Here is a 26,198-nt window from a genome sequence, read left to right as displayed (position 1 = left end):
GGGCTCATCCGTACCACGTCAGTCGGGAGTGCGGGCGTCGTGGGTGAGCAGCGCCAGCTGCACCCGCCCGGACAGGTCCAGCTTGGTCAGCGCGCTGGACACGTGCGCCTTCACGGTGCCCATCGACATGTACAGCCGCTCGGCGATCTCGGCGTTGGACAGCCCCGCGGTCACCGCCTCGGCCACCTCGCGCTCGCGTTCGGTGAGCAGCGCCAACCGCCCCCGGGCGCGTTCGCGGCGCGAGGGCGCCTCGTCGCGCTCCACCGGATCGGTTCCGGCCACCCGGTCCATGAGCGCGCGGGCCACGCTGGGCGAGAGCACGGGCTCGCCCGCCGCCGCGCGGCGCACCGCCTCCACGATCCGCTCCGGAGCGGTGTGCTTGAGCAGGTACCCGGCGGCACCGGCTCGCAGCGCCCGCACCACGGTGGCGTCGGCGTCGAAGGTGGTGAGCACCAGGACCTGGGGCCCGCTCCCGTCGCCGCGCAGCGCCTCGGTCGCCGCGATCCCGTCCGTGCCGGGCATGCGCACGTCCATCAGCACCACGTGGGGCCGGTGCTCGGCCACCGCCGCGGGGACCTCGGCGCCGTCCCCGGCCTCGCCCACCACCTCGATGTCCCCGTCGCCGCTGAGCATGATCCGCAGGCCGGAGCGGACGAGGGGGTCGTCGTCCACGAGCAGGACGCGCACGGGAGTGTTCACGGGCACCACTATGGCACCTCCGTCGTCTCGGGCCAGGGCAGTGCGGCCAGTAGGCGGAACTCCCCGCCCTCGGGCCCGTGGCGCAGGGTTCCGCCGTCCAGGGCCACCCGCTCGGACAGGCCGGTCAGCCCCGCCCCGGCCCCGGGGATCTCCGCGGGCGCCACCCCCACCGGCAGCGGGTTGACCACCGACACCTCCAGGCCGCGCCCGGGGGCGCCGCCGATCCGCACCTCCACCCGGGCTCCGGGCGCGTGCTTGCGCGCGTTGGTCAGCCCCTCCTGCACCAGCCGGTAGGCGGTGCGGCGCACCTGGCCGGGCGGCTCGGCCCCCTCGGGGACGTCGTGGACGGAGCGCACGCGCTGGCCCGCCCGGACCGCCTCCTCCACCAGACGGTCGACCTCGGCCAGGGCGGGCGGCTGGGGCGCGGCGGTGCCCGCGTGGTCGCCCTCCTCCCCCGGGGCGGCGTCGGCCGCGCGCAGCACCGACAGGACACCGCCCAGTTCCTCCAGTGCCTGGTGGGCGTTGTCGCGGATGACGCGCACGGCCGCGCCGAGTTCGGCGTTCTCCAGCGGCGGCGCCTCGCCCCGCTCCGCGCGCTCGGTCCGGTAGGCGAGCGCACCGGCGTGCACCGACAGCAGCGACATGCGGTGGGCGACCACGTCGTGCATCTCGCGGGCGATGCGCCGGCGCTCCTCGGTCCGGGCGGCGGCCAGGCGCCGCCCGCGGTCCTCGCGTTCGCGCCGCACGTCCTCGCGCAGCCGCTCGATGAGCTGGCTCCGGGTCCGGATGGCCACACCCCAGCCGATACTGCCCGTGAAGAGCAGTGTGGCGATGATCAGGACGACGACGCTGTCGCCGCGGGTGGGCGGGACCATGACGATCCAGGGCAGGCCCAGGATGATGCTCGCCATCGCCGTCACCACGGCCTGCCGCCAGGGCCGGCGGACGGCGAGGTTGAACAGGGCGACGACCAGGGCCGCGATCACCGAACTGGACACGCTCTGGACCAGGCACAGCAGGACGGCCACGCCCAGGGGGTGGCCTCGGCGCCACCACAGCGCGAGGCAGCCGACCGCGCCCAGGGCGAGGTCCGGAAGGATCAGCCAGGAGGGCACGTACGGGTGCAGGCCCACGCTGTAGGCCAGGACGTAGTAGGCCCACACCAGAGCGGCGACGAGGAAGAGCAGGGCGTCCGCCGCCCATCCGCGCGGGCCCCGGCGCTCCCCGGACGCGGTGCCGCCGTCCGCGGCCGGTGTCGTGTCCACGTGGCTCCCCTCCTCCACGCCAAGAGTAGGACGGCCGCACCCGCGCGGCATCGGCCGACGGGCCACCGCACCGGCGCGGACCTGGCCGACCGGACAGGCGCCGTGACCGTTCGGCGGATGCGCCCGCGACGGGAACGCGGGGAGGCTGGCGGTATGAGTGAGAACGCGCCTGCCCTGGAACTGGACGGGCTGACCAAGGTCTTCAACGGCACGACTGCGGCGGACGGGGTGAGCCTGTCCGTGCCGCGGGGGGCCATGCTCGGGCTGGTCGGCCCCAACGGGGCGGGCAAGACCACCTCGCTGTCCATGGCGGTGGGGCTGCTGCGCCCCGACGCCGGGACGGCCCGGGTCCTGGGCGTGGACGTGTGGTCGGACCCGGTCGGGGCCAAGCGCATGCTCGGCGTCCTGCCCGACGGCCTGGCCCTGCCCGAGCGGCTGACCGGCGGGGAACTGCTGGACTACTGGGGGCGGTTGCGCGGGCTGGGCCGGGAGGTGACGCGGGCGCGCGCCGAGGAGCTGCTGCGGGTGCTGGAACTGGACCGGGCCGAGGGGGACGCGGTGCTGGTGGCGGAGTACTCCACCGGCATGCGCAAGAAGATCGGGCTGGCCACGGCCCTGCTGCACGCGCCCAAGGTCCTGGTCCTGGACGAGCCCTACGAGGCCGTGGACCCGGTCTCGGCGCGGGTGCTGACCGCGATCCTGCGCAGGTTCACCGACGGCGGCGGCACGGTGGTGATCTCCAGCCACGTGATGGCGCTGGTGGAGCAGCTCACCGACCGGGTGGCCATCATCGCCCGCGGCCGGGTGCTGGCCGACGGGACGCTGGAGGAGGTGCGCGGCGTGGACACCACCCTGGAGGACACCTTCGTGCGTCTGGTGGGCGCACGCGAGATGGAGGAGGGTGAGCTGGCGTGGCTGGCCTCCTGATCCGGTTGAAGTTCACCCTGCTGCGGCACTCGGCGACGGGGATGCGGCTGTTCGGGATCGTCCTGGTCGTCGGCGGGACCGCGCTGACCTGGTACCTGGCGGTGGCGGCGGCCTCGGACGGCGTGCGCGCGGACCTGCTCTGCCTGGCGTTCGCGGTGTGGGCGGTGGGCTGGATGCTCGGCCCGACCGTCGCCAACGGCACGGGTGTGCTGCGCTCGCAGTACTTCGCGCTGCTGCCCCTGGACCGGCGTCGCGTGGGCGCCCTGCTGCTGGTGACGATGTTCGTGGACCTCGGTCCCGCCGTCACGCTGCTGGCGCTGGGCGCGCTCGTGTGGCACGCGCTGGCGTTGGACCCGTCCGCGCTGGTGGTGGCGGTGCCGGGGGTCCTGGTGCTGTGGGTGTTCGTGGTGACGCTGTCCCGGCTGGTGTTCCGGGCTCTGGGCGCGGCGATGCACTCGCGGCTGGGCATGGAGATCGCGTCGGTGCAGTGGGGGCTGATCCTGGCCGGGCTCTTCTTCGGGTGGATGGTGGTGCAGCCCGCGTTCCGGGCGACGCTGAGCCTGAGCGAGAACGGTCTGGGCGAGGGCGCCGTGGGCGCCGTGCTGGCGGCGCTGCCGACCTCGTGGCCCGTGCTGGCCGTGCAGGCCGCCGCGGCCGGTTCCTGGCCGGCGGCCGCGGCCTGGCTGGGCGGGTTCGCCGTGCTCACGGCGGCGATGGTGGTGGTGACCAGCGTGCTGTTGGCGCCCCGGGTGACCTCGCGCGGGGTCCGACGGCGCCGCCGCGGGAACGGCGCGCTCACGCGCCGGGCGTTCGCGCTGCTGCCCGACTCCCCGCTGGGCGCGGTGGTCGGCCGGGAATTGCGCCAGTGGTGGCGCGACCCGTGGCGGGGCCTGGAACTTCGGGCGTCGCTGTGGGCGGCGCTGTTCATGGGCCTGATGGCCTGGCCCACCGACCTGTACGCGTTCTTCGCTCCGTTCACGGGGGTGATCGCGGCCTTCGTCATGGCGCTGTCCACCTCGAACATGTACGGGCACGACGGCACGGCGCTGTGGCTGTCGGTGGTCGGCCAGGACCGGGACACGCTACGCGCGGACGTGCGCGGCCGCCAGATCGCGATCCTGCTGCTGATCGCCCCGGCCGCGACCGCGTTGAGCGCGGTGTTCATCGCGGTCACCGGAGCCCACTGGGCGTGGCCGCTGGTGCTCACGGGGCTGGCGGCGTTCTTCGGCGTGGGCAGCGGGCTGGCGCTGCTGCTGTCGGTGGTGGCGCTCTCCCCCGGTGTGGACCCGCAGCTGCGGGTGGACGCCAACGACTCCGGCGACAACTCGGTGCAGGTGTGGCTGGCGATCATGGCGTTGCCGGTGCTGTGCGCGCCCTCGGTGCTGGCCGCCGTGTTCCTGTCGCTGTGGGGGCTGCCGTGGCTGGCGGTGCCGGTGGGTGTGTTCAACGGGGGGTTCGTGGCCTGGCTGCTGGGCCGTGTCGCCTACCGGAGGCTGGAGGCGCGGCTCCCGGAGACCTTCACCCGGATCCGGTACGGCCGTGAGGTCGCGCTCCAGACCGTGCCGGAACGGGGCGGGTGGCTGGACCGCCTGGAGCGGTCGGCGATCGAGGGCAACGCCGAGACCAAGCCCACGGGCTCCTGAGGGACCGGCGGCCGTGCGACCCGGGACGGGGGCCGCGCGGCCGCCTTCTCGTGTGCGGGCCGCTCCCGACGGAGCCGCCCTCTCACCGGCGGGACGGATCTCCTGCCTCGTGGCGCGCTCTTCACACCACGAGGGCCGCCCCCTCCCGGTGGGAGCAGACGTCCACCCCACCGGCCCGACCCCTCCCCCCGGCAGCACCGGCGGCCCCACAGGCACCACGGGACACCGCCACCGCCGACCCCCGCGGCCGACGCGAGCCAGCGTTCCGAGCGCGACCGGACGCGCTCAGTGCCCGGCGGCACCACGGGACACCTCCCCCGCCGACGCGAGCCGCGCCCCGAGTGTGACTGGGTGCACTCAGTGCTTCGTTGCACTTGGTGCAACCACCTCCGTACCGTGGAGATGTGGACAATCAGCACGAACCGCCCGCACGCGACCGGCGTGAGGCACTGAAGTCGCGCCACCGCCGCGCCATCGTGGACGCGGCCGCCGCGCTGATGACCGAACGCGGGGACACCGGCTTCACCGTCGACCAGCTCTCCGAACGGGCCGACGTCTCCCGAAGAACCGTGTTCAACCACTTCAGGTCCCTGGACGACATCGTCCTGGAGGTGTTCGGCGAGATGCTGGAGGCGATCGTCGACAGCATCGAGGCCAACCTCCCCGCCGTCACCGGCGACCGGGCGGGCAACATGTTCGACGAGTTCGCGGCGGCGATCCGCCGGACCGACCTGGTCACCCCGGTCACCCGGCTCAAGCGCCTCCTCCGGCAGGAGGGGAACGAACCCGCCCCGAGCCAGGCCGCGCTGTTCGAGCGGGCCATCAACGACGTGAGCGTCCGCCTGGCGGCCATCATGACGCGCCGCCACCCGCACGCCGACCCGCTCGTGGTCGACCTCATGTGCGGCGCGGTCATCAGCGGCGGCACGATCACGGTCCAGCGCTGGGAGCAGACCACCGGAGGGGTCGACAACGACGACTCCCGCCGGGTCTGGGCCGACCTGCTGGACCGCATGCTCGCCGTGACCCGTGACGGCTACGGGAACGCCGGATCACCCACCTCCTGAGCGCACACGCGCTCCCTCCCATCCACTCCGTTTGCAGGAACCATGGCTGAATTTCTCTACAGACTCGGGCGTGCGTGCGCACGTCGCGCCCGAACCGTCATCGCGGTCTGGCTGGCACTCCTCGTGGCCTCCGGCACCGCCTTCTTCCTCTTCTCCGGTGAGCTGGAGGACAGCTTCTCCATCCCCGGGACGCCCACCGACGAGGTGGAACAGCTCCTGTCGCAGGAGTTCTCCGGGATGGGAGGCGGCTCGGGCACCGTCGTCTACCAGACCGAGGACGGCTCGGACTTCACCCAGGAGCAGCGGGAGGCGATAGCCGACCGCGCCGAGCAGGCCGCCGGGCTCTCCGGCGTGGAGGACGCGATCGACCCGTTCGCCACGGAGCAGCAGCGCGCCGACCAGCAGCAGGAGCTGGAGGAGGGCCGCGACGAGCTGGAGAGCGGCCTGGAGGAGCTCGAAGCCGGTCAGGCCGAGCTCGACGCGGGCCGCGAGCAGGCCGAGGCCGCCGGGCTGATCGACCAGGTCGGCCCCGGGCTCGACGCCGAACAGGTCGTGATCGACCAGAACCGCGAGGAGCTGGACGCGGGCCTGGAGGAGCTGGAGCGTGGCGAGGCCATGCTGGAGATGGCCTCGGAGATCCGCTCGGTCTCCGAGGACGGCGACACCGCCCTGGTCCGTATCGCCTTCAGCGACAGCCAGACCGAGATCACCCCGGAGACCCGTGACGCCGTCATGGAGGTCTTCGAGAGCGACCCCGTGCCGGGCACCACGGTCGACTTCGGCAACGACATGGCCATGACCATGCCCTCCCTGGTCAGCACCGCCGAGGTGATCGGCGTGATCGTGGCCGGTGTGGTCCTGGTGGTCATGCTGGGCACCCTGGTGGGCGCGGGCCTGCCGATCCTGACGGCCCTCGTCGGCGTCGGCGTGGCCACCCTGATCGCGATGTCGCTGTCCGGGGTGCTGGAGATGGCCTCGGTGACCCCGATCCTGGGCCTGATGCTGGGCCTGGCCGTCGGTATCGACTACGCGCTGTTCATCATCAACCGGCACCGCCGCCAGCTCAAGCAGGGCGTCGACGTCGGTGCGTCCATCGGCCTGGCCAACGGGACCGCGGGCAACGCCGTGGTCTTCGCGGGCACGACCGTGCTCATCGCGCTGCTGGGCCTGAACCTGACCGGGATCGGGTTCCTGGGCCTGATGGGCAGCGTGGCCGCCGTCTCCATCGCCATCGCCGTGTTCATCGCGATCACGCTCGTTCCGGCGCTGCTGTCGCTGGTGGGCGCGCGCATCCTGTCGCGCCGCGAACGCGCCCGTCTCGCCGAGAGCACCTCCGCCGCCGGCGGGGGCGCGCACGAGGCGGAGCGGGTCAAGCCGATGTCGACCGGGCGCGCACTCGCCCAGGCCGCGGTGGCCGTGATCGCCCTGGGCGTGGTCGCCCTGCCCGCGCTGGACCTGCGCCTGGGCATGCCCGACGGCTCCTCCGAGCCCACCGACTCCACCCAGTACCAGGCGTTCACCGCCGTGGAGGAGAACTTCGGCGCGGGGCAGAACGGCACGCTCCTGGTCGTGGCCGAGCTGACCGGCGGACCCGACGAGGAGTCCGCGGAGCGCAACGCCGAGGAGGAGCAGGCGCTGGTCGCCGAGGAGATCTACTCCCACGACGACGTGGCGGCGGTGGCGCCCATCGGCGTCTCCGAGGACCACACCCTGGCCATCTTCCAGGTCGTGCCCGTCGAGGGTCCGGCCAGCGCGTCCACCGAGCAGCTCGTGCACACCCTGCGCGCGATGGAGCCGATCGAGGGCACCGGCCCGCTGGGCGTCGCGGGCATGGCCAGCGGCAACATCGACATCTCCGAGACGCTGAACGACGCGCTGCCGACCTACCTCGCGGTGGTCGTGGGCCTGTCCCTGGTGATCCTGCTGCTGGTGTTCCGGTCGATCTTCGTGCCGGTCGTGGCCACGCTCGGGTTCATCCTGTCCTTCTTCGCGGCGCTGGGCGGCGTGGTCGCCGTCTACCAGTGGGGCTGGCTGGGCGGCCTCTTCGGGCTGGAGAACACCGGACCGGTGCTGAACTTCCTGCCCACGCTGCTGGTCGGAATCCTGTTCGGCCTGGCCATGGACTACATGCTCTTCATCGGCACAGGCATGCGCGAGGCCTACGTGCACGGTTCACCCTCGCGGCTGGCCGTGGTGCAGGGCTTCAGGGCCGGACGCTCGGTGGTCACCGCCGCCGCGATCATCATGATCTCGGTGTTCGGCGGGTTCGTCTTCTCGCACAGCGTCATGATCAGCTCGATCGGCTTCGCGCTCGCCTTCGGCGTGCTCATCGACGCCTTCGTCGTGCGCATGGCGCTGATCCCCGCGCTGATGCACCTGGCGGGCAACGCCGCGTGGTGGCTGCCCAGGTGGCTCGACCGGATCCTGCCCGACATCGACGTGGAGGGCGCCTCCCTGGAGCGCCGCCACCCGCGTGAGCAGGAGGCCGGAACCGGCGGGGACGCCGACGGCGACGGAACGACCGGCGACGCGTCGGCCGCCGAGGACACGGGTTCGCCCTCCCACCAGGAGGACGACACGGACCGGGTGTCCTCCGAGCGGCGCTGAGGCGCACGCGTTCCAGGGGCCCGGGGGCGGTGGTGAACGCCCCCGGGCCCTTCGCGTGGAACGACGGGGTCGGCACGGTCGCCGGGGGCGGCCGCGGCCCCGGGCCGGACCTCCGGGTGCTCAGACCCGGTTACCGACCTCGCCGAAGACGCCGGTCAGCCCGTCCAGGAAGGCCGAGAGCGCGAGTTCGAAGCTCGCGTCGTCGATCTCGGCGGCGTGCTCGGGCAGCCGGTGGGCCTGGGACAGGTTCGGGTAGCGGTCCCGGTAGACGCGCACGTCGTCGTCGAACCCGCGCGCGAAGGAGTTGGTGGCCGCCCCCACGACCAGGTACTTGGTGGAGGCGCCGATCATCGTGGCGTAGCGGGGCGGCCATCCGGCGCCCACCAGGCCGCCGTGCACGGCGTCGGCGCGGCGCAGCGCCTCCTCGCGGCGTCCGGGCCCGGAGGAGACCACCGGCAGCAGGTGGGGGTGCTCGGCCAGGGCGTCGCGGTAGGAGCGCGCCCAGACGGTGAGGCCCCGGCGCCAGTCCCCGCCCTCGAAGCCCGAGACGTCGATGCGCGAGGTGACCTCGTCCGCGACCTCGGTGAGCAGCTCCTCCTTGGTGCGGTAGTGGCTGTAGAGGGAGGCCGCCTGCACGTCGAGCTCCTGGGCGAGCTTGCGCATGGACAGGCCGTCCAGCCCGTCGCGGTCGATGAGCGCGAGAGCCGCGCGGCGGATGCCCGGACGGCTCAGGATCGGCGTCTTGGGTCGGGCCACGGAGGGGTCCCCTTCTCCACTGCGGCGGACGGACCGGACCCTCCGGCGTCCGGCCCGATCATCGCACGTCGGCTCACCGCGTGCGGCCCCCTGGCGGTGTTCGCGCACCTGAGCGCCCGTCTTCGGGTCCCGTGCGACCCGGCACGGGGATCTGTCCGGAACCGGGCGCAGCACCTGTTTCCTCCTGTTCGGCGGCACCTCTTGCACTCGCCCCGGGGAAGACCGTACCCTCAAACCGAACGACGTTAGGTTACTGGGGAGACAGGCCGTGATCGATTTCTCACTGAGCGATGAGCAGCGCGCCGTCCGCGACTGGGTGCGGACCTTCGTCGAGCGGGAGCTGATGCCGCTGGAGAACGACGTGCTGCGCCGCGAACGCGAGGGGCAGCCGCCCGGCCTCAACGCCGAGGAGCGCACCCGGCTGCGCGAACTGGCCCGCAAGTCCGACTTCTGGGGCGTGGAGACGCCGGTGGAGTACGGCGGCATGGGCCTGGACCCGGTCACCGCCGCGATCATCGAGATCGAGCTGGGCAGGACCTTCCTGACCTTCAAGTTCGGCGGCGAGGCCGACAACATCCTCTACCACGCCAACGAGGAGCAGAAGGAGCGCTACCTGCTGCCCACCATCGCCGGTGAGCGCCGCTCCTGCTTCGCCATCACCGAGCCCGGCGCGGGCTCCGACGCCAAGGCCATCCGCACGCGCGCGGTCCGCGACGGCGACACGTGGGTGGTCAACGGCGAGAAGACCTTCATCACCGGCGGCAACGAGGCCGACTTCGCCATGGTCTTCGCGGTCACCGACCCGGACAGGGGCGCCGACGGGGGCGTGACCTGCTTCCTGGTCGACCGCGAGGCGGGCTGGACCTCCGAACCCATCGACACCATGGGCGAGCGCCGCCCCGCCTCCCTGGTCTTCCAGGACGTGCGCGTGCCGCACGAGAACATCCTGGGCGAGGAGGGCTGCGGCTTCGAGCTGGCCATGAAGTGGATCGGCAAGGGCCGCTACCTGCTGCCCGCCCGCGCGCTCGGCGGCTGCGAGCGCCTGCTGGACATGGCGATCGAGTACTCGCGCACCCGCGAGACCTTCGGGGCCCCCATCGCCGACCGGCAGGCCATCCAGTGGATGATCGCCGACTCCCAGACCGAGATCGAGGCGCTGCGCCTGCTGGTGCTGCACGCCGCGTGGCAGGTGTCGGTGGGCCGGGACTCGCGGCACGCGCAGTCCATCGCCAAGCTCTTCGGCGGTGTGAAGGCCAACGAGATCGTCGACCGCGTGATGCAGATCCACGGCGGCATGGGCTACACCCGTGAGCTGCCCATCGAGCGCTTCTACCGCGACGTGCGGCTGCTGCGCATCTTCGAGGGCACGGACGAGATCCAGCGCCGCACGATCGCCCGCGACCTGCTCAAGGGCCACGTCAAGGTGGGCGCAACCCTGGGCTAGCGGCGGGACGAGGGGCCCGTGCCGCACGTGGGAGCGCGGCACGGGCCCCTTGCCGTACGCGTGTGCCCGGACCGGGCGCCTGAGCCCCGAGCGGGCCGGGGCGTGCCCGCGGCCGGAGCGGCGGGTATGCGCCCCCCGACCAGAGCGGGCGCGTGTCCCCCGACCGGAGCGGGCGCGTGTCCCGACCGGTCGCCGCGGGGAGCCGGAGAGCGGGGCTCGCCGGGCCCGAGCGCGCGGCACCGGCCCGGACCGGCAGGGACCGCGGGCGGGATGCGGCGACCCCGTGGAGTCCCCCGCGGGGAGGAGGAGGTCCTAGCGGACGCCGACCAGGTCGCAGACGAAGATCAGGGTCTCGTTCGGCTCGATGGCGCCGGGGGCGCCGCGCTCACCGTAGGCCAGGTGCGGCGGGATGACCAGCTTGCGGCGACCGCCCACGCGCATGCCCAGGACGCCCTGGTCCCAGCCCGCGATGACCTGCTTCGCGCCGAGGCGGAAGCTCAGCGGGGCGCCGCGGTTCCAGCTGGCGTCGAACTCCTCGCCGCTGGAGAAGGACACGCCCACGTAGTGGACGTCGACGGTGCTGCCGTGACCCGCCTGGGCGCCTTCACCGACCTGGATGTCGGTGACCTCCAGCTCGGCGGGCGGCGGGCCCTCGATGAAGTCGATCTCGGGACGCTCAAGCGCCATGGTGGTACCCCTCGTGTGGTCACAGTGAACAGAGGGGCCCAGGCTATCGGTGCGCGGGAACCTCCTGGAGCAAAACGGACGTCCCGCCCGGGTGCTCTGCGACGCGCTCGCGCTGCTCTGACGCGGTCCCAGGGCTGAGTTCCGGAGTCCGGGCCCTGGAATGTGAGATCCGCAGGCTGGGGCCTGGAGTCTGGAATCTGGAGCCTGAGGTCTGGAGGCTGGGGACCGGGCTCTGGAACCCGGGGGCTGGAGTCCGGGGTCTGGAAATCCGGGCCTCGGCTCTCAGGCCCGGAGTCTCGGGTCTCGAAACCCAGGTGTGGGAACCCAGGTCTGGGATCTCGGGTCGAGGAACTCGGGCTTCGGGTCTCAGGTCCGGGGAGTCGAGTCTCGGGTCTGGGGTGTGAGGTCTCAGATGTGGAATCTCGGATTCCGGATCTCGGGTGTGGGGTCTCGGGTTCAGGATCTCGGGTGTGGGGGCTCGGGTTCAGGATCTCCGGTGTGGGGGCTCGGGTTCAGGATCTCCGGTGTGGGGGCTCGGGTTCAGGATCTCCGGTGTGAAGTCTGGGGCGTGGGATCTCGGGGCCCGGATCTCTGGTGTGGGATCTGGGGTGTACGGTCTCGGGTCCGCAGATCCGGGTCTCAGAGATCGCCGACGGTGGCGGCGATGACGTGGCCGTGGCCCTCGACCTTGATCGGCCCGCTGTCGGCCTGCACGAACACCGACTCACCGCGCTGGAGGGTCATCCCCTGACCGACCTCGGCGACCAGCTCCACCTGCCCGTGCAGGGCGAGCAGCACGGTCGGCCCCTCCCCCGGCAGGTGGGCGGTGATGCGGCCGGGGCCGATCTCGTGGAGCGCGAACTCCGGGGCGGCCGTGCGGAACTCCCGGCGCCCCTCGCAGACCCCGGGTCTGGCGTAGGGGATGGGCAGCACCGAGAAGTCCACCACGTCCAGCAGCTCGGGCGCGTCCACGTGCTTGCCGGTCAGTCCGGCGCGCAGCACGTTGTCGGAGCTGGCCATCACCTCGACCGCGGTGCCCTGGAGGTAGGCGTGCATGTTCCCCGCGGGCAGGAACAGGGCCTGGCCCGGCCAGAGCGTGACCCGGTTGAGCAGCAGGGCGGCCACCGCGCCGGGGTCGCCCGGGTAGCGGTCGGCCAGGTCGGCGACGATGGCGCCGTGGGACCCGCGCGGACCGGAGTCCGACCACTCGCGCACGAAGTCGTCCAGCAGCCGGGCGCGCTCGTCCCCGGAGAGGGTGAGCAGGCGGGTGAGGGCGCCGCGCAGGGCGGTTCCGGCGTCGGTCAGGGCGAGGTCGCCGCGCAGCGCGACGGCCAGTTCGCAGGTGAGTCCGCGCAGGTCAGCGTGGGCGGCGGCGGGTTCGCGGAAGCCGCACAGCGCCTCGAAGGGTTCCAGTGCCAGGAGGAGTTCGGGTTTGTGGTGGGGGTCGCGGTAGTTGCGGTGCGGGGCGTCCAGGGGGATGCCCGCGCGCTCCTCGGCCTCGAACCCGGCGCGGGCGCGGACGGCGTCGGGGTGGACCTGGAGGGACAGGGGCGCCTCGGCGGCCAGGACCTTGAGGAGGAAGGGCAGCCGCGCGCCGAAGCGTTCGGCGGTGCGCCGCCCCAGGACGCGGTGGGGGTTGTCGGCGATGAGGCCGGGCAGGGGGCGCGGGCCGTCCTCGCAGTGGGCCGTGCTGGGCGCGCCGTGGTGGGCCCCCAGCCACAGTTCGGCCTGGGGCGTGCCGTCGGGTTCGGCGCCCAGCAGCCGCGGGATGGCCGTGCGCGCTCCCCAGGCGTAAGGCCTTACCTGGTTGGTGAGCCTGTGCATGCGCCCCCCGCTTTCCCGTCTGCGTGTTCTCACCCCGTGGACACCCCGGCGAGGCTGCAACAGTCTCGTGGAGGGCGCTGTCCCGGTCGACACGGCGCGCCCCACACCTTGAGGTAGTGCACACTTCACCTCGCGGGGTGGGCAGGCACCCCACGAACACGGGTACCGACTGCGGCAACGAAGTTACTGGGAAGTAAACCATGATCGGAAGCACGTGAACAGCGCCACATCCTGACCTCCTCCTTCCACCCGGCGACGGGCCGGACGCCCCGCGACGCGGCGGGAATCCCGTGCAGACCGCCCGTGGAGGCGACCGGCCGCCACCGCGCGGACCGTGCGGCTCACGGGCCCCGTGCTCCCCGTGCGGGGTTGCGCCATTGTCCCGCAGCGGCGCCCGTGGTGCCACGGCCCCGTCTGTGGAACCGCCTACCCACCGCGCCGCCGAAGCCCCTCCCCTCCTCCGGGGAACCGGGGTGCCCGGCGGACGGGCGACCGGTTAACGTGCTCTGGTCGTGTTTGTTCCCCGACGTGTGAGGCGGACACTTGAGGCTGCGCCAGGGCGGACCAGCGGACCTGTCAGCGGTGCTGGAGACCTTCGACGCCACCGTGGCGTGGCTGGTCGAGCACGGGCGCTCCGCGCAGTGGGGCGAGCGCCCCTGGTCACAGGACCCCCGTCGGGTCGCGCGCGTGAAGGAGCTGGTCGCCGAGGGCCTGTGGGTGGCCGAGGTCGGGGACGGCACGGCCGGATTCCTCACCGTCACCGAACGGGCTCCCGGTTACGCGCCGCGGGTGCGCGAACGCGAGCTCTACGTCCACCTGCTGCTGGTCTCGCGCGCCTACTCCGGGCGCGACGTGGGTGGCAAACTGCTCTCCTTCGCACGCAGGCGGGCGCGCGAGCGCGGAGTCGGGCTGGTGCGGGTGGACTGCTGGGCGGGCGGGGACGGGGCCCTGGTGCGCTACTACGAGGGGCAGGGGTTCACCCCGGTCGCGCGGGTGCCGGTGGGCGGCACCGAGGTCCAGATGTTCGAGTACCGGGTCTGAACCGACCGGGTCCGGACCGGGCACGGCCCCCGGGAGCGGCGGTCCCGCGCCCGGCCGGGACGCGGCGGTGCGGACCGGTTCGGCGGCGGGGGTCGAAGACGCGCGTCCGGCCCGGACGGCGGACGCTCAGCGCTCGCGGCGCACCTTGTCGGAGGCCTCCACCAGGCGGTCGATCATCCGCTGCGTCAGCGCCGGGTCGGGCTGGGGCAGCCCGGCGATCGCCGCCATGTACAGCCCGTCGCCCGCGCGCAGGATGATCTCGGCCAGGACCGGGTCGGTGAGTTCCTCGTGCAGCAGGTCGCCCCAGCGGCTGAAGAGGCCCTGGACCGTGCGGACGGCCTCCTCGGGCATGTCCTCCTGGCCACGCAGGGCCGCGATGACCGCCCAGTACAGCTCCCGTTCCTCCGGGCTGCGGGGCAGCGAGGTGCGCAGGAAGACGCGGACCACGCCCTCCTCCCCCTCCACGGCCTCCCGGAACTCCTCCTCCGCCAGCACGCGCAGGCGCTCGATGAGCCCGGTGAGCATGGCGGCCTTGGACGGGAAGTGGTAGAGCAGTCCTCCCTTGGACACCCCGGCGTCACGGGCCACGGCCTCCAGGGTCACCGCGGAATAACCCTCACCGACGAGGATGTCCTGTAGGGAGTCGAGGATGCGGTCGCGGGTGTTCGAAGCGTTCACGATTGACACTGTACCGGCTGGACGGTACTGTACCGTCTGGACGGTTGAAGAGTCCCGGGAGTACGCCCCCGGTCGACCAGGCTTCCCGTCCTTCCGCCCGGCCGTTCGCCCTCCGCATCCCGCCGGTCCGAACGCGCCCTCACAGCCGTGCGGCGCGCACACAAGCGACACGTAACGAGGAAAGATGAGTTCCGCCCAGACCGGAAACGGCACCGCCGGCGCGCGCGGCCGCGACGGCGCGGCGCCCGCCCTCGCGGGCCCGCGCGAATGGACCGCGCTCGCCGTCCTGGTCCTCCCGGTGATCCTGATCTCGGTCGACTCCACCGTGCTCGGGTTCGCCGTCCCCGCGCTCAGCGAGCAGCTGCGGCCCGACGCCGGCCAGCTGCTGTGGATCGTCGACGTCTACGGCTTCGTCCTGGCCGGACTGCTGATCACCATGGGCTCGCTCGGCGACCGCATCGGTCGGCGGCGCCTGCTCATGATCGGTTCGGCCGCCTTCGGCGCGGCCTCGCTGCTCGCCGCGTTCTCGCCCACCGCCGAGGTGCTCATCGCGGCCCGCGCCCTGCTCGGCCTGGCGGGCGCCTCACTGATGCCCTCGACCCTGTCGCTGCTGCGCAACATCTTCCTGGACCCGCGCCAGCGCCTGCTGGCCATCGCCCTGTGGGCGTCGGGGTTCTCCGGCGGCGCGGCGCTCGGTCCGATCCTGGGCGGCTGGCTCCTGGAGCACTTCTTCTGGGGCTCGGTGTTCCTGATCAACCTGCCGGTGATGGCGCTGATCCTGGTGCTGGTCCCGCTGCTGGTGCGCGAGTCGCGCAACCCCGACTCGGGCCGACTGGACCCGCTGAGCGTGGTCCTGTCCATGGCCGCGATCCTGCCCGTCGTGTACGGCGTCAAGAACCTGGCCACCGAGGGCCTGGCCGTCGTCCCGGTCGCGTCCCTGGTGGTCGGCCTGTGCCTGGGCTACCTGTTCGTCCGGCGCCAGAAGGCCCTGGACGACCCGCTGATCGACGTGGGCCTGTTCCGGTACCGCGTGTTCAGCGTGGCGGTGGCCACCAACCTGATGATCGTGTTCTCGCTGGTGTCGTCGCTGTTCTTCCTGACGCAGTACCTCCAGCTGGTGCTGGGCATCTCGCCGATGCGTGCCGGTTTCGTGCTGGTGCCCGGCCTGGTGCTGTCGGTGCTGGCCGGACTGGTGGCGGTGCGGCTGTCGCGCCACCTGAGCCTGGCCACGGTGATCGGCGGATCCCTGCTGGTGACCGCGACCGGGTTCGCGGTCCTGGTATTCGCTCCGCAGGGGAACGTGGTGACCGGTGTGGCACTCGTGACGACGGGCTTCGCGCTGATCGCCACCGGCTCCGGGTTCGCCGAGACGCTGACCAACGGCGCGATCATGTCATCGGCCCCTCCCCAGCGCGCGGGCGCGGCCTCGGCGATCTCCGAGACCGCCTACGAGCTGGGCGCGGCGCTGGGCGTCGCGCTGCTGGGCAGTGTGCTGACCGCGTCCTACCGGGCGAACCTGACCGCGGTGGAGGGCGTGCCCTCGGGGGCCGTGGACGCCGCCCGGGAGACCCTGGGCGGGGCCGCGAACGCCGCCGCCGACGTGGGCGGCGCCGCGGGCGACGCGCTGATGCTCGCCGCGCGGACGGCGTTCACCGACGGCATGCACCTGACCAGCGTCATCGCCGTGGTGATCGTCCTGTCGGCCGCCGCGCAGGCGTGGGTGCTGCTGCGCGGTCGGGGCAACCCCGCGGTGGAGCCGGTGGAGGGCCCCGCCGAGGGGGCCGTGGAGGAGGCGGTCGAGGCCGTGGGCACCGCCGGGACGGCGGGGACCACGGTTGCCGCTGAGACCGCGGGTGCTGAGGTGGCCGGGGAGACAACGGGTGCCGGGCAGGAGTCCGCTCCGGTGGCCGCCGACCCGGCGGCCGGTGACACCCGGGCCGCGTCGGAGCGGACCGGCTCCGACGGCTAGCACGTGAGGGTCCGGGCCCCGGAAGGCGTCGCCTTCCGGGGCCCGACGCGTGTCCGCCCCTCGCGGGGTCGCACCCCTGGGACCGCGCCGCGGGGTTCTGTGGGGTCCTCGCGTGAGAAAGCGGTTCGGTCGCCCCGACGCCGTGGAGGCGCGAGGCCGGTCCGGCCTCTGAACGGGGACGGGACCGGCGTCTGAGCGGACCCGGGAGTGGTCTCTGAGCCGAAGCGGGACCGGCCTCCGGGCGGATGCGGGGGCGGTCTCAGGGCACGCGGAGCAGTTCCACCTCGCCGCCGTCCCAGTCCGGCGGCACCACCGCGTAGGCGTCGGCCAGCGCGGCGCCGCGCAGACTGCCCGGACGGTCGTGGCCCACCGGCCGCGCCCGGCCGCCGTCCAGACGCACCGCGACCAGCCGGGTGTCCCGGGGGTGGGCGGTGACGACGCCCTCCAGGGAGGCGCGGGCCAGCCCCGTTCCGGGGTCCGGGCGGCCGGTCATGGCGGCCAGCAGGGGGACCAGCAGGGTGGCCGCGGCGACCAGGGCGGCCCCGGGGTTGCCGGGGAGGCCCACGAACACGGTCCGGTCGGTGTGCGCGAGCAGCTGCGGGTGGCCCGGACGGCAGGCGACCCCGTCCACCGCCACCTCGGCGCCCAGCTCCTCCAGGACCGAGCGCAGGTGGTCGGCCGGGCCCCGGGACGAGGAGCCGCACACCGCGACCACGTCGCCGTCCGCACCCGCCAGCGCGTCGAGCAGCGGTTGCCGCTCGTCGCCCAGGTGGCGCAGTGAGGAGATCCGGCCTCCCGCGCGCTCGACGACCCCGGGCAGCGCCGGGCCGATGGCGTCGCGCACACTGCCGTCGCCGGGCAGCCCCGATGTGGTGATCTCCTCACCGGTGACCAGGACCGAGACCCGGGGGCGCAGCACCGGCAGGGTGTCGTGGCCCAGGCTGGCGGCCATGCCCAGCGCGGCGGGGCCGATAACCGCTCCCCGTTCGAGCACGGTCTCGCCGGGGGCGGTCTCCTCCCCCGCCCAGCGCACGTGGCGGCCCGCCTCCGCGGGCCCGTCCACCGTCCCGTCCCGGACGGCGGCCAGCTCGTAGGGCACGACGCACTCCGTGTCCTTGGGCACACGGGCGCCGGTGGCGATCTCGACGGCCTCGCCCGGGCGCAGGCCCACGGGTGCCTCCGCCGCTCCGGCCAGTTGCCTGCCGACCAGCCGCCAGGGCGCCGGGCCCGACACCGCGAAGCCGTCCATGGCCGAGGCGTCGAAGGCGGGCAGGCCCGTCAGCGCGTGCAGGTCCGCGGCGAGGACGGTGCCCAGGGCGTCCTCCAGGGGAAGCTCTTGCGGAGCCGGGGGCCTGACGGCGCCCAGGAGCCGGGCGGCCTCCCGCGCCCGCGGCCACGACCGGTGCCCGCCGTGTCCCCCGGTGCCGCCGCCCGCTCCCATATCCGTCTCCCCCTCGTCACGCCGGTGTCCTCCATTGTCCACCCGGGCGCATGACGCGGACGTTAACGTCCGCTCCGACGGCCCCGGCGCGTCCTGCGGCCGCACGGCCGCCTACCCGCGCCGAGAGCGCCGAACCGGCCCCTCCCAGCGCCGATTTGCCGTCTGCCGACTTTCCGCTAGAGTTCTTACCAGCAGCACGGCGGGGCCCACGGGCCGGACGCCAGGCAGCAAGCGGACGTGGCTCAGCTGGTAGAGCATCACCTTGCCAAGGTGAGGGTCGCGGGTTCGAATCCCGTCGTCCGCTCGGAGGAGACGCGAGGTGCCCCGGCGCCTTACGTGCAACTCGGTGGAGTGGCCGAGAGGCGAGGCAGCGGCCTGCAAAGCCGTCTACACGGGTTCGAATCCCGTCTCCACCTCCCCATCGCTACACGCGGGCGGTTAGCTCAGTTGGTTAGAGCGCTACCTTGACACGGTAGAGGTCACAGGTTCGAATCCTGTATCGCCCACCACAGCTTCTGCAGGTCAGAGGCCGTCCAACGGTCCTCTTCAGATGTCGATCGCTTCGGCTATGGAGAGGATCTGGAGATGATCTTGCATCTCCCCTATCACGAAGCCTTGCGCTCGTCCTCCACAGGGTAGTACTCAACCAGCCGCGGGACCATCTCCATGAGTCGTTCCCGCTCCCGCGGACTCAGCGCGCGTACGCTCGCCCGCCACCTCTGCTCCAGCACGGCCAGAACCTGAGCCCTCATCACCGGGGTCACGTGCTCGTAGACGTTGGCCATGCCCGGCATCCGGTGCCCCAGCCGCGCCGCCCGCGCCACCTCCGGAATCCCGTCCTCCGCCAACCACGTGCGGTGGGTGTGACGTCCCTCATGGAAGGTGAAGCCCGGCAGGACCGGTGAGCGCAACCATCCCAGATCGCTGCGGGAGTCGCCGTCCCAGGCGGGCCGCCAAAACCGGGAGCGGAAGTTGCCCCGCCGCAGCACCCCGCCACGGCCACCGGTGAACACCCACCCTCCCTCGCTGTCGGCCACCAGGTCGGTGTAGACCGCGTCGAGGAAGTCGGGCAGGTGCAGCCAGCGTTTGCCCGCCGGGGTTTTGGGACGCTTGGCCTTGGACATCCTGCCGCCGGATTCCCGCAAAGGCGCGCGCACCGGAACGGCCCGGTTCACCTCGTCGTACTCATGGGCCTCCAACGTCACCAGCTCCGACCAGCGGGCGCCGGTGTAGGCGTCCATCAGCGCGAGCACGAACCCAGCACGTCCGAAGGTGTGGTGCAGCCGCATGGCCGCCCGCAGCACTTGAACAGGGGTGGCCACCTGCCGGTCGGCCTCGTAGTCACCGGAGGAGACACGGACCCCGTTGCACGGGTTGGCGGGGATACGGCGTGCGCGCACCGCCACGTTGAGCACGGTGGAGAACAGGGCGAAGACCGAGGACACGCTCGGTTCGGCCAACTCCTCGTGCAGCTCGTTGACCCAGGCCTGGATCTCGATGTGGCTGTTGAAGATGCTGATCAGCGGCCAGTCCTCCCACTGCGGCAGCAGGTGGGTGTCCAGGTAGGACTGGTACTTGGCCCGGGTCGTCTCGGCCAGGCGGGCCTGGGAGAGCCACGTCCGGGCGAAGTCGCCGAAGGCGATCTCACAGTCTTCGGGGGAGATCCAGGTGCGGCGGCGCACCTCGGCCTCCTGTTCCTCCGCCCAGTGCAGGGCGGCTTCCTTGGTGTCGAAGCCCGACTTGGACCCCCAGAGGCCGTTGGGGCGCTTGTAGCGGGCCCGCCAGGTCCTGGCGAGCCGTTCGGCGTAGGCCATGCGTACTCCTTGCGTACGTGCTCATTCGATGGGTCGTTGGCGGGGGCGGGTGCTCCCGGACACGGGGGCGCGGTGTCCGGAGCGGATGATCTGTTCGAGGTCGTTGGAGCTGAAGCGCAGGTGCTTGCCGATGAAGGTGCAGGGCACCTGGCGCGCGGAGGCGCGCTTGCGCAGCCAGGACTCGGGGACCTTGAGCAGGGCGGCGGCCTCCTCGGGGGTGAAGACCTCAGGAAGCGTGTCCGCGGTGTTGTCCCGCCGTCCGCCAGAGCCTGCAGAGTAACCGCGTTTGTCCTGCTCAGGAACCGCTTTGCCGTGCCGGTTCGGTGGAACGGTGCCGCCGCTCATCCGGTGCTCCTCTCCCCTGCCGCGGCACGGCCGCCGGTACCGCGGCATGCCGTCCTTCCGGGGGTTTGCGGGGTGTGTTCGGGCATCGGCACCTCAACCGCTTTCGCCGAAAAATGCGGCATCGGGGTCCTGGGCCAGCAGGTGCCGCACGGCAGCGCACGCCTGCTGCGGCACCACCCCGTTGCCGAGCGCCTGGAGCTGGGCGGCGCGCGGCAAGGCGAGACCAGGATCGGTGACCCAGCCTTCGGGCAGGCCCATCATCCACTCGACCAGTGCGGCGCTCAGCCGGGGCTGTCCCCGGGTGCCGGGTTCGGTGGGCGGGGGTGCCGCTCTGCCGAGCACCTTCGCCCACCGTCGGACGGCGGGTTCGTAGGCGCCCCATGCGTACGCGAACGGCGCCGCTGCGGCTTCGGGGTGGGGTCGCTGGTGTGGGTAGCGATGGCCGCGGAGGGCAGTGTGGGGCGCCCGCGTGAATCCCTCTGCCGAGGACTGCCTTTGGTGCCATCGCTGGCCAAGGGGGTCGGCAGCAGACGCTCGGGAGTGCGGGTGCGGCCCGTGGTGTGCGCAGTGCGGGTGCGTGCGTACGCGGGGGTGTGGGGCGGGTGGCACAGCACATCGCCGACTCGCACCTGCCGCTTCTGTCGCGTGCGCTGATGCGGATCGGAGGAGCCCCGGTGGCCGTCGCTGGCGCACGGGGTGGGCAACAACGAAGACGCGTTCGCGGCGGTGGCACGCGCCGATGTCGCAGGCGCGTACGCAACACCAGCTCGCGTCATACCCCGCGCGGGCCAGGTCCGCGAGTACGCGGTCGAGTCCTCGGCCTTTCCAGCGCAGGGCGGCCACGTTCTCCAGCACGAGCAGGCGGGGTCGTAGGTGGCGAACGGCGTCCATGACGTGGTGCCAGACACCAGAGCGTGTTCCTTTCTCGATTCCGACGCCGCGGCCGGCTGCGCTGACGTCCTGACAGGGAAACCCGGCAGTGAGCACCTGAGGCGGCTCTACCAACGTCCAGCGCACCGTTGCCAGGTTTCCGAGGTTGGGGGCGTCGGGGAGCCGGTGCGTGAGCAACCGGGTGATGTGGGGGTCGTTGTCGGCCGTCCAGAGCAGCCGTGCGTTGCCGTTCAGCGCCGCGGCCACGCCCATGTCGAGCCCGGCATAGCCGGTGCACAGGGAACCGATCGTCACCGTGGTGGGATCAGGGGCCGCGAGCTGGTTCGGCGGCAGGGTCGCGGTCATCGGGTGGCGCCTCCGTCCGCTGTGCCGCCGGTGGCAGGGCCGTGGCATGCCCACGGCACACACCCCTCCGGGGCAGCATCGACGTCGGCACTCAGATCAACCTGGTCCAGGAGTGTCCGGGAGGGGTGGAGGAAGAAGGTGGTGCCGGGCGGCATGCCGTGCGTTGCCGCCCGGGGGCGGCCGTGCCGAACCAGGGTGTCCACCGCAACCGCAGCGGCGAACACGTCCGGCTCCGTTCGCCTCAAACGTGCCCAAGAGCGGTCGGAGCGGTGGGGGCATGCCGTACACGACAGGTCCGGGTTCGGGTCCAGGCCGTGGTGGAACAGCAGCGCTCGGCAGTCCTGCGCGCTCCAGCCGAGGTCGACCAGGGGCCGGTGCAAGCGCACGAACGAGGGGCCGACGGCAGGCCCCTGGTGAGCGTGGTCTGTGCCAGTTCCTGTGGCGCACTGGGCCACGATGCCGTCGGGGACCGGGGTGGAGCGGGGGTATCCGAGCAGGCGGCGGATGCGCTGGGTCAGGGCCATCGCGGTGCCGCGTGCGCACCCTTCGGGAAGCCGTCCCGGGGTTCCGTCTGGGTGGAGGGTGAACAGGGGGAGCAGCGGCACGGAGCTGCGGGGGTTGAGGGTGCGGTGGGCGATCGGCGCGGTCTTGACCGGTTCCCAGCCCATCGCGGCCTCGGAGGCGATACCGCGCAAGCGGTTCAGAGCGCGATAGCCAGAAGCCGGGTACCACCCGGTGTCGGGAACAAGCACCGCGTCAAAGGGAGGCAGCGCCCGGTGGGCGGCCAGAAGGAGCAGGGCAGCGGCTCCGGGGCTGCCATCCAACAGCAACAACCGCAATTGCGGTCGTGGGGTAAGTGTTCTCATCGCGTGGTCGGCCCGTATCGAACGCCTCTACCTATCAAGAGGGCCGAGGGACCCGATTTCGCTCACGTGGCGGCAGACGATGCGTACGCAAGCCCTCGCGGTTTCGACACTGTCCTTGTGTCGCGGGTAGCGACGTGGGCGAAGTAGATACGGATGTGCCTTGTCAGCCTCCGAAGAGCTCACCCGACGCAGGAGCACAGACTTCCGCACCCCTTGTGCCAGAGTCCATCTTCGTGTCCGTCAACACCCTTGTTGGGTGCGGCGGAGATGTCAGTGCCGCCAATCCGTTTTTGATACAGAGGGTGGCCGATTCCGCCAAGTATCCACACCTCGCCTTTGACTGGCTACGGTCACACCATGACCGCCCACCCCTCAGTACCTCAACCGCCTTGGCGCAAACGCCTCAAAGAACGACTCGCCCGGCACCACCATGGACTGTCCTGGACCGCGGTCACCGTCGGCGGGCTCGGAACGGCCATGGCGTTGTGGCCCCTGGCCACAACGCTCTGGGACCTGCTCGGCCTCACGACGGACCAGAGCTGGCGCGCGACCACACTGGGGCTATGCGCTCTGCTACTAGCCACCGGCGTGGTGGGGATGAACTGGAACCGGACCGCACCGGTGCGGTTACTCTGGCTCATCCTGGCCGCCTGGGCGCTCGCCGCAGGCACGGTCGCGGCCATGACCGCCCTGGCATGGCTGGTGCTCGACACCCCTCAGTGGAAGCCGCCCAGAGAACTCACCCCCCAGAACCTGGACGCGATCGCCACACGCGCCTTCGCCATCGTCGCCGGCCTCAGCGGCGTGGCCCTGCTTGTGATCGCCTACCGACGCCAACGCACCACCGAAGCCGACGCGCAACGCGCTGAACGGGCGGCCGAGCGTGAAGTATCGAAGCTGTTCACCGATACCTTCGACAGCGCCAGCGACAAGCTCGGCAGCGAACACACCGCCGTGCGCCTGGCCGGAGTCCACGCCCTGGCTCGGCTGGCCGACGAGGCACCCGAGGGACGCGAGGACCTGGTACAGATGGTCATCGACGTGCTGTGCGCCTACCTGCGCATCCCCTACACCCCTGCCCCTGATCCGCTGCCCAAGAACGCCAGCAAGGACCGACAGGAAGAACACCGTGCGCGAGATCTGGAGTTCGCCTCGTTCCGGGAAGTGCGTCACACCATTATCCGCATCATCGGTAAGCACCTGCGCGAGCCCACCCGCTGGCGCGGCCGGGACTACGACTTCACCGGTGTTGCCTTCGATGGCGGCGACCTGAACGGAGTCCGCTTCTTCGGCGGTGAGGTCTCCTTCATCAAAGCCCAGTTCGTCAGTGGAAACCTGGTCTTCAACGATGCGGAATTCGTCGGCACTAAAGTGTCCTTCGCATACGCGCGGTTCATCGGGAGCGGGCTCTCCCTTGCCGAGACTCGGTTCACCGACAGTCGAGTTTCCTTCTTTGAGACGGAGTTCGTCGGCGGTGGGGTCTCTTTCTTTAAGACGGAGTTCGTCGACAGCGAGCTGCTGTTTACGAACACGCGGTTCATCGGCAGCACGATGGACTTCGCCCACGCGCGGTTCACCAGCGGGATGACCACCTTCAACAGGGCGGAGTTCGCTGGCAGCATGGTCTCCTTCCGTTACGCAAGGTTCACCAGCGACAGGGTGGACTTCCCCGGTACCCGGTTCATCAGCGGCGAGGTAAACTTCGAGCACGCCTCGGGGATGTGCCCGGACATGCTGCTGGAATCGATCGAGCTGGGTAAGTCGGGAGTCGTGATCCTACCCGACTCGTGGCAAGTGGATTCTGAGGAAGCACCCCCCCATGCCGCTCCGCGAGTCGCGGAGGAATTCGGCAAGAAGTGAGTAGCCCTGCTGTCGCCCGCCATGGTTTTGGTCCGAGTGGGATTCTGGCGCCTGCAACGCCTCGCCGTGCTCCGACTACAGCCCTGTTTCAGGGCTGGGGCGTTCCGAGGACACAGTTGCAGAACTCCAGGAAGGAAACCGGGGCATGTGGGCCTCAGCCTCCCCGGTCCGCTCGACGTGATCACCTGGGCCTGACGCCGCGCCACAGCGGGACTCAAGATCTACCTCAACCCGCCAGGTGGAAGCTTGGGATCGAGGGCGGTGAGGCTGCCACCGTCCCTAGCCCCCGCGAGGTCTAGGGTGTTCCTTTCCAAGACTGACTGTGGGGGCGAACCAAGGACCCTGGAAAGCGGCAACGACCTGACGTTCTCGCAGTTCAGAAGGTAAATCAACCCGGGGCTTTAGAGTGGTCTAGCGGGTCAGCGTGTTTCGTGCCGGTATCGCCTGGTTCTGGGCTCTGGCAACTGCTCCTATCAGTGCGGTCAAGGGCACCACTCAGGACGCACGCCTTCATCGGACGAAGGCCTGTTGCCCCTCCCGGGCTCACCTTGTTCGTCCCCGCGCAAAGGACGTCAGGGCGGCTGGGATGGTTAGCACTCCCAGAACCGCCACCACCGCCGCGACCGCTGACGCAACCGAGCCAGGTTGCCTTGAGTGCCAGCCAGATGGTGTTCGTCCCCGGTAGCGCGAAACCCCTGCACGGCCCGCTCGAACGCCTCGCGAGCTTCCTGCCCTCGCCGCACCTAGCGGAAGGCAAGGCCGAGGTTGTTCCACGCCGTCGCCTCACCGTGGGCGTCGCCCACCTGCTGGAAGGCCTCGCGGGCTCGAGTGTGGGCATCGATCGCCTCCTCGAACCTGCGCACCTGGCGCAGGGCGTTGCCGAGGTTGGTCCACGCCACTGCCTCGTTGTGGGTGTCGTCGTGTTGGTGGGCGGTGTCGCGGGCCAGGGTGTGCACGGCGATGGCCTCCTCGAACCGGCGCCGCAGGCCCAGGTACACGGCCAAGCACGAGGGCAGGCGAATGGCGGTGGTGGTGTGGCCGATCCGATGGGCGGTGTGCACGGCGGCGATGAGGTTGTCGTGCTCGGCATCCAGCCACACCAGCGCCTGGGATCGGCCATTGAACACCTGGGGTGGGGTGTCGCCTTTGAGAGCCCGCAGGTGGTCATCGGCCGCATCGGCGGTGGCGGTGTAGAAGTCCAGCAACCGGACCACAGCCCGCTCCCGGGGACCCTCCTGTCCACCCTGCTCGGCGTCCTCCTCGGGCAGGGGGTGGTGGCGGGCGTGGTCGGCGAGCAGGTCGTGCATGCTCCATCGCCCACCGGGGTGGGTGGTAAGCAGGTGGGCGGCGGCCAGATCCTCCAACACCTCTTCCACCTGCTCGGGCTCCATGCCGGTCAGGGCCGCGGCCGCCGCGGTGGAGATGTCGGGGCCGGGGTGGGAGCCCAACAGAGCGAATACCCGCGCCCGCTCTGGGGGCAGGTGGTCCAGGGAAGCGGCGAACACCGCGCTCAGGTCATCGCGCCCGTCGGTGAACTGGGCGGTCTCGTCCAGGCGTTGGGCCAGCTGGCCGGGTTGCAGGTGCGGTGTGCGGGCCAGCAGGGCGGCGGCGATCTTGAGCGCCAACGGCAGCTGGCCGCACCGCTGCACCAACGCGCCCAGCCCTTCGGTATCGCCGATGCGGGGATCGCCCGTTCCCAGCCGGGTGGTGATCAGCTCGACGGCTTCGTCTGTGGGCAGGGTGTCCAGGGACAGGGGCTGGTGGCCATCGACGGTCAGCCGGGCGCGGGAGGTGACCAGGAGCCGGTGTCCGCCGGGGCAGGGCAGCAGGGGTTCGACCTGGTCGAGGTGGTGGGCGTTGTCGGCCATCACCAGCACCGGACGACCGCGTTCGTCGGCTCGGGTCAGGGCTTGGAGTGCGGCCCGGTAGAACCCGGCGCGCTCACCCACCTCCACGGGGATGTCTTTGGGATCCACGCCGACCTGGCGCAGCAGGGCGTCCAGAGCGGCCGGGACGGTCACGGGCGGGG

At 71.8% G+C, this 26,198-nt stretch carries 20 protein-coding genes, 3 tRNA genes and 1 pseudogene; 11 read left to right on the top strand and 13 right to left on the bottom strand.

Annotated elements, in window-relative coordinates:
* Positions 1-18: 18 nt before the first annotated feature.
* Together PV789_RS10270 and PV789_RS10265 are read right to left on the bottom strand one after the other, a co-directional pair.
* A complete protein-coding gene (locus tag PV789_RS10270) occupies positions 19-708 on the bottom strand; it encodes a response regulator (protein ID WP_274977181.1) in 690 nt (229 codons plus the stop codon).
* Complete coding sequence (locus PV789_RS10265; RefSeq protein WP_274977180.1) at positions 708-1,964, bottom strand: ATP-binding protein; 1,257 nt, start codon at positions 1,962-1,964, stop codon at positions 708-710. The genes PV789_RS10270 and PV789_RS10265 overlap by 1 nt, the downstream gene beginning before the upstream one ends.
* 153 nt (positions 1,965-2,117) lie before the next feature.
* On the opposite strand from PV789_RS10265, the gene PV789_RS10260 reads away from it, so the two are divergent.
* The 4 genes from PV789_RS10260 to PV789_RS10245 all read left to right on the top strand — a co-directional run bounded on the left by PV789_RS10260 (position 2,118) and on the right by PV789_RS10245 (position 8,208).
* A complete protein-coding gene (locus PV789_RS10260; RefSeq protein WP_274977179.1) occupies positions 2,118-2,891 on the top strand; it encodes an ABC transporter ATP-binding protein in 774 nt (257 codons plus the stop codon).
* Positions 2,876-4,534 (top strand): hypothetical protein, encoded by a 1,659-nt coding sequence (locus PV789_RS10255; protein WP_274977178.1) that lies wholly within the window; start codon positions 2,876-2,878, stop codon positions 4,532-4,534. The genes PV789_RS10260 and PV789_RS10255 overlap by 16 nt, the downstream gene beginning before the upstream one ends.
* A gap of 404 nt (positions 4,535-4,938) precedes the next feature.
* The gene (locus PV789_RS10250; protein WP_274977177.1) at positions 4,939-5,601 is read left to right on the top strand and encodes a TetR/AcrR family transcriptional regulator; all 663 of its coding nucleotides are present in this window, start codon (positions 4,939-4,941) and stop codon (positions 5,599-5,601) included.
* A 42-nt stretch (positions 5,602-5,643) separates the two neighbouring features.
* Entirely contained in the window at positions 5,644-8,208 is a 2,565-nt protein-coding gene (locus PV789_RS10245) for an MMPL family transporter (RefSeq protein WP_274977176.1), read from the top strand.
* Between the two features lie 120 nt (positions 8,209-8,328).
* Here PV789_RS10245 and PV789_RS10240 read toward each other — a convergent pair whose 3' ends face one another.
* Positions 8,329-8,964 carry a TetR/AcrR family transcriptional regulator gene (locus PV789_RS10240; RefSeq protein WP_274977175.1) on the bottom strand — a complete coding sequence of 212 codons (636 nt, stop codon included), beginning with the start codon at positions 8,962-8,964 and terminating at the stop codon, positions 8,329-8,331.
* Positions 8,965-9,232: 268 nt separating this feature from the next.
* On the opposite strand from PV789_RS10240, the gene PV789_RS10235 reads away from it, so the two are divergent.
* On the top strand, positions 9,233-10,408 hold the full coding sequence (locus PV789_RS10235) for an acyl-CoA dehydrogenase family protein (RefSeq protein ID WP_274977174.1): 1,176 nt from the start codon (positions 9,233-9,235) through the stop codon (positions 10,406-10,408).
* A 312-nt stretch (positions 10,409-10,720) separates the two neighbouring features.
* Here PV789_RS10235 and PV789_RS10230 read toward each other — a convergent pair whose 3' ends face one another.
* A complete protein-coding gene (locus tag PV789_RS10230; protein WP_274977173.1) occupies positions 10,721-11,095 on the bottom strand; it encodes an FKBP-type peptidyl-prolyl cis-trans isomerase in 375 nt (124 codons plus the stop codon).
* Positions 11,096-11,734: 639 nt separating this feature from the next.
* Complete coding sequence (gene manA, locus PV789_RS10225; protein WP_274977172.1) at positions 11,735-12,919, bottom strand: mannose-6-phosphate isomerase, class I; 1,185 nt, start codon at positions 12,917-12,919, stop codon at positions 11,735-11,737.
* Between the two features lie 543 nt (positions 12,920-13,462).
* Between manA and PV789_RS10220 the strand changes: the two genes are divergently transcribed.
* Positions 13,463-13,960 carry a GNAT family N-acetyltransferase gene (locus tag PV789_RS10220; RefSeq protein WP_274977171.1) on the top strand — a complete coding sequence of 166 codons (498 nt, stop codon included), beginning with the start codon at positions 13,463-13,465 and terminating at the stop codon, positions 13,958-13,960.
* A 126-nt stretch (positions 13,961-14,086) separates the two neighbouring features.
* On the opposite strand, the gene PV789_RS10215 is transcribed toward PV789_RS10220, so the two are convergent.
* Positions 14,087-14,638, bottom strand: coding sequence for a TetR/AcrR family transcriptional regulator (locus PV789_RS10215; RefSeq protein ID WP_248774416.1), 552 nt, complete (start codon positions 14,636-14,638; stop codon positions 14,087-14,089).
* A gap of 184 nt (positions 14,639-14,822) precedes the next feature.
* Between PV789_RS10215 and PV789_RS10210 the strand changes: the two genes are divergently transcribed.
* Positions 14,823-16,607: an MFS transporter gene (locus PV789_RS10210; RefSeq protein ID WP_274977170.1), complete on the top strand. Its 1,785-nt coding sequence runs from the start codon at positions 14,823-14,825 to the stop codon at positions 16,605-16,607.
* 259 nt (positions 16,608-16,866) lie between these two features.
* On the opposite strand, the gene PV789_RS10205 is transcribed toward PV789_RS10210, so the two are convergent.
* Positions 16,867-18,048 carry a molybdopterin molybdotransferase MoeA gene (locus tag PV789_RS10205; protein ID WP_274977169.1) on the bottom strand — a complete coding sequence of 394 codons (1,182 nt, stop codon included), beginning with the start codon at positions 18,046-18,048 and terminating at the stop codon, positions 16,867-16,869.
* Positions 18,049-18,279: 231 nt separating this feature from the next.
* Between PV789_RS10205 and PV789_RS10200 the strand changes: the two genes are divergently transcribed.
* The 3 genes from PV789_RS10200 to PV789_RS10190 all read left to right on the top strand — a co-directional run bounded on the left by PV789_RS10200 (position 18,280) and on the right by PV789_RS10190 (position 18,557).
* Positions 18,280-18,352: transfer RNA gene (locus PV789_RS10200), tRNA-Gly, on the top strand.
* 41 nt (positions 18,353-18,393) lie between these two features.
* Positions 18,394-18,464 (top strand) — tRNA-Cys (locus tag PV789_RS10195).
* Positions 18,465-18,480: 16 nt separating this feature from the next.
* Positions 18,481-18,557, top strand: a tRNA-Val gene (locus tag PV789_RS10190).
* A gap of 96 nt (positions 18,558-18,653) precedes the next feature.
* Here PV789_RS10190 and PV789_RS10185 read toward each other — a convergent pair.
* The 5 genes and pseudogenes from PV789_RS10185 to PV789_RS10165 all read right to left on the bottom strand — a co-directional run bounded on the left by PV789_RS10185 (position 18,654) and on the right by PV789_RS10165 (position 22,138).
* Positions 18,654-19,862 carry a tyrosine-type recombinase/integrase gene (locus tag PV789_RS10185; RefSeq protein WP_274977168.1) on the bottom strand — a complete coding sequence of 403 codons (1,209 nt, stop codon included), beginning with the start codon at positions 19,860-19,862 and terminating at the stop codon, positions 18,654-18,656.
* Between the two features lie 21 nt (positions 19,863-19,883).
* Positions 19,884-20,207, bottom strand: a complete 324-nt coding sequence (locus PV789_RS10180; protein ID WP_274977167.1) for a helix-turn-helix domain-containing protein — start codon at positions 20,205-20,207, stop codon at positions 19,884-19,886.
* 93 nt (positions 20,208-20,300) lie between these two features.
* Positions 20,301-20,549, bottom strand: a complete 249-nt coding sequence (locus tag PV789_RS10175; RefSeq protein ID WP_274978298.1) for a hypothetical protein — start codon at positions 20,547-20,549, stop codon at positions 20,301-20,303.
* A gap of 363 nt (positions 20,550-20,912) precedes the next feature.
* A pseudogene (locus PV789_RS10170) lies at positions 20,913-21,443 on the bottom strand (DNA cytosine methyltransferase); the annotation flags it as partial.
* Complete coding sequence (locus PV789_RS10165) at positions 21,440-22,138, bottom strand: hypothetical protein (protein ID WP_274977166.1); 699 nt, start codon at positions 22,136-22,138, stop codon at positions 21,440-21,442. The pseudogene PV789_RS10170 and the gene PV789_RS10165, both read right to left, overlap by 4 nt.
* A 528-nt stretch (positions 22,139-22,666) precedes the next feature.
* On the opposite strand from PV789_RS10165, the gene PV789_RS10160 reads away from it, so the two are divergent.
* Positions 22,667-24,169: a pentapeptide repeat-containing protein gene (locus PV789_RS10160; RefSeq protein WP_274977165.1), complete on the top strand. Its 1,503-nt coding sequence runs from the start codon at positions 22,667-22,669 to the stop codon at positions 24,167-24,169.
* A gap of 743 nt (positions 24,170-24,912) precedes the next feature.
* On the opposite strand, the gene PV789_RS10155 is transcribed toward PV789_RS10160, so the two are convergent.
* A complete protein-coding gene (locus PV789_RS10155) occupies positions 24,913-26,190 on the bottom strand; it encodes a tetratricopeptide repeat protein (protein WP_274977164.1) in 1,278 nt (425 codons plus the stop codon).
* Between the last annotated feature and the right edge of the window lie 8 nt (positions 26,191-26,198).

Source organism: Nocardiopsis camelliae (genome assembly GCF_028993595.1).
GTDB lineage: Bacteria > Actinomycetota > Actinomycetes > Streptosporangiales > Streptosporangiaceae > Nocardiopsis > Nocardiopsis dassonvillei.
Note: the sequence above shows the minus strand (reverse complement) of the source record. Positions and strands in the feature narration are given on the sequence as shown.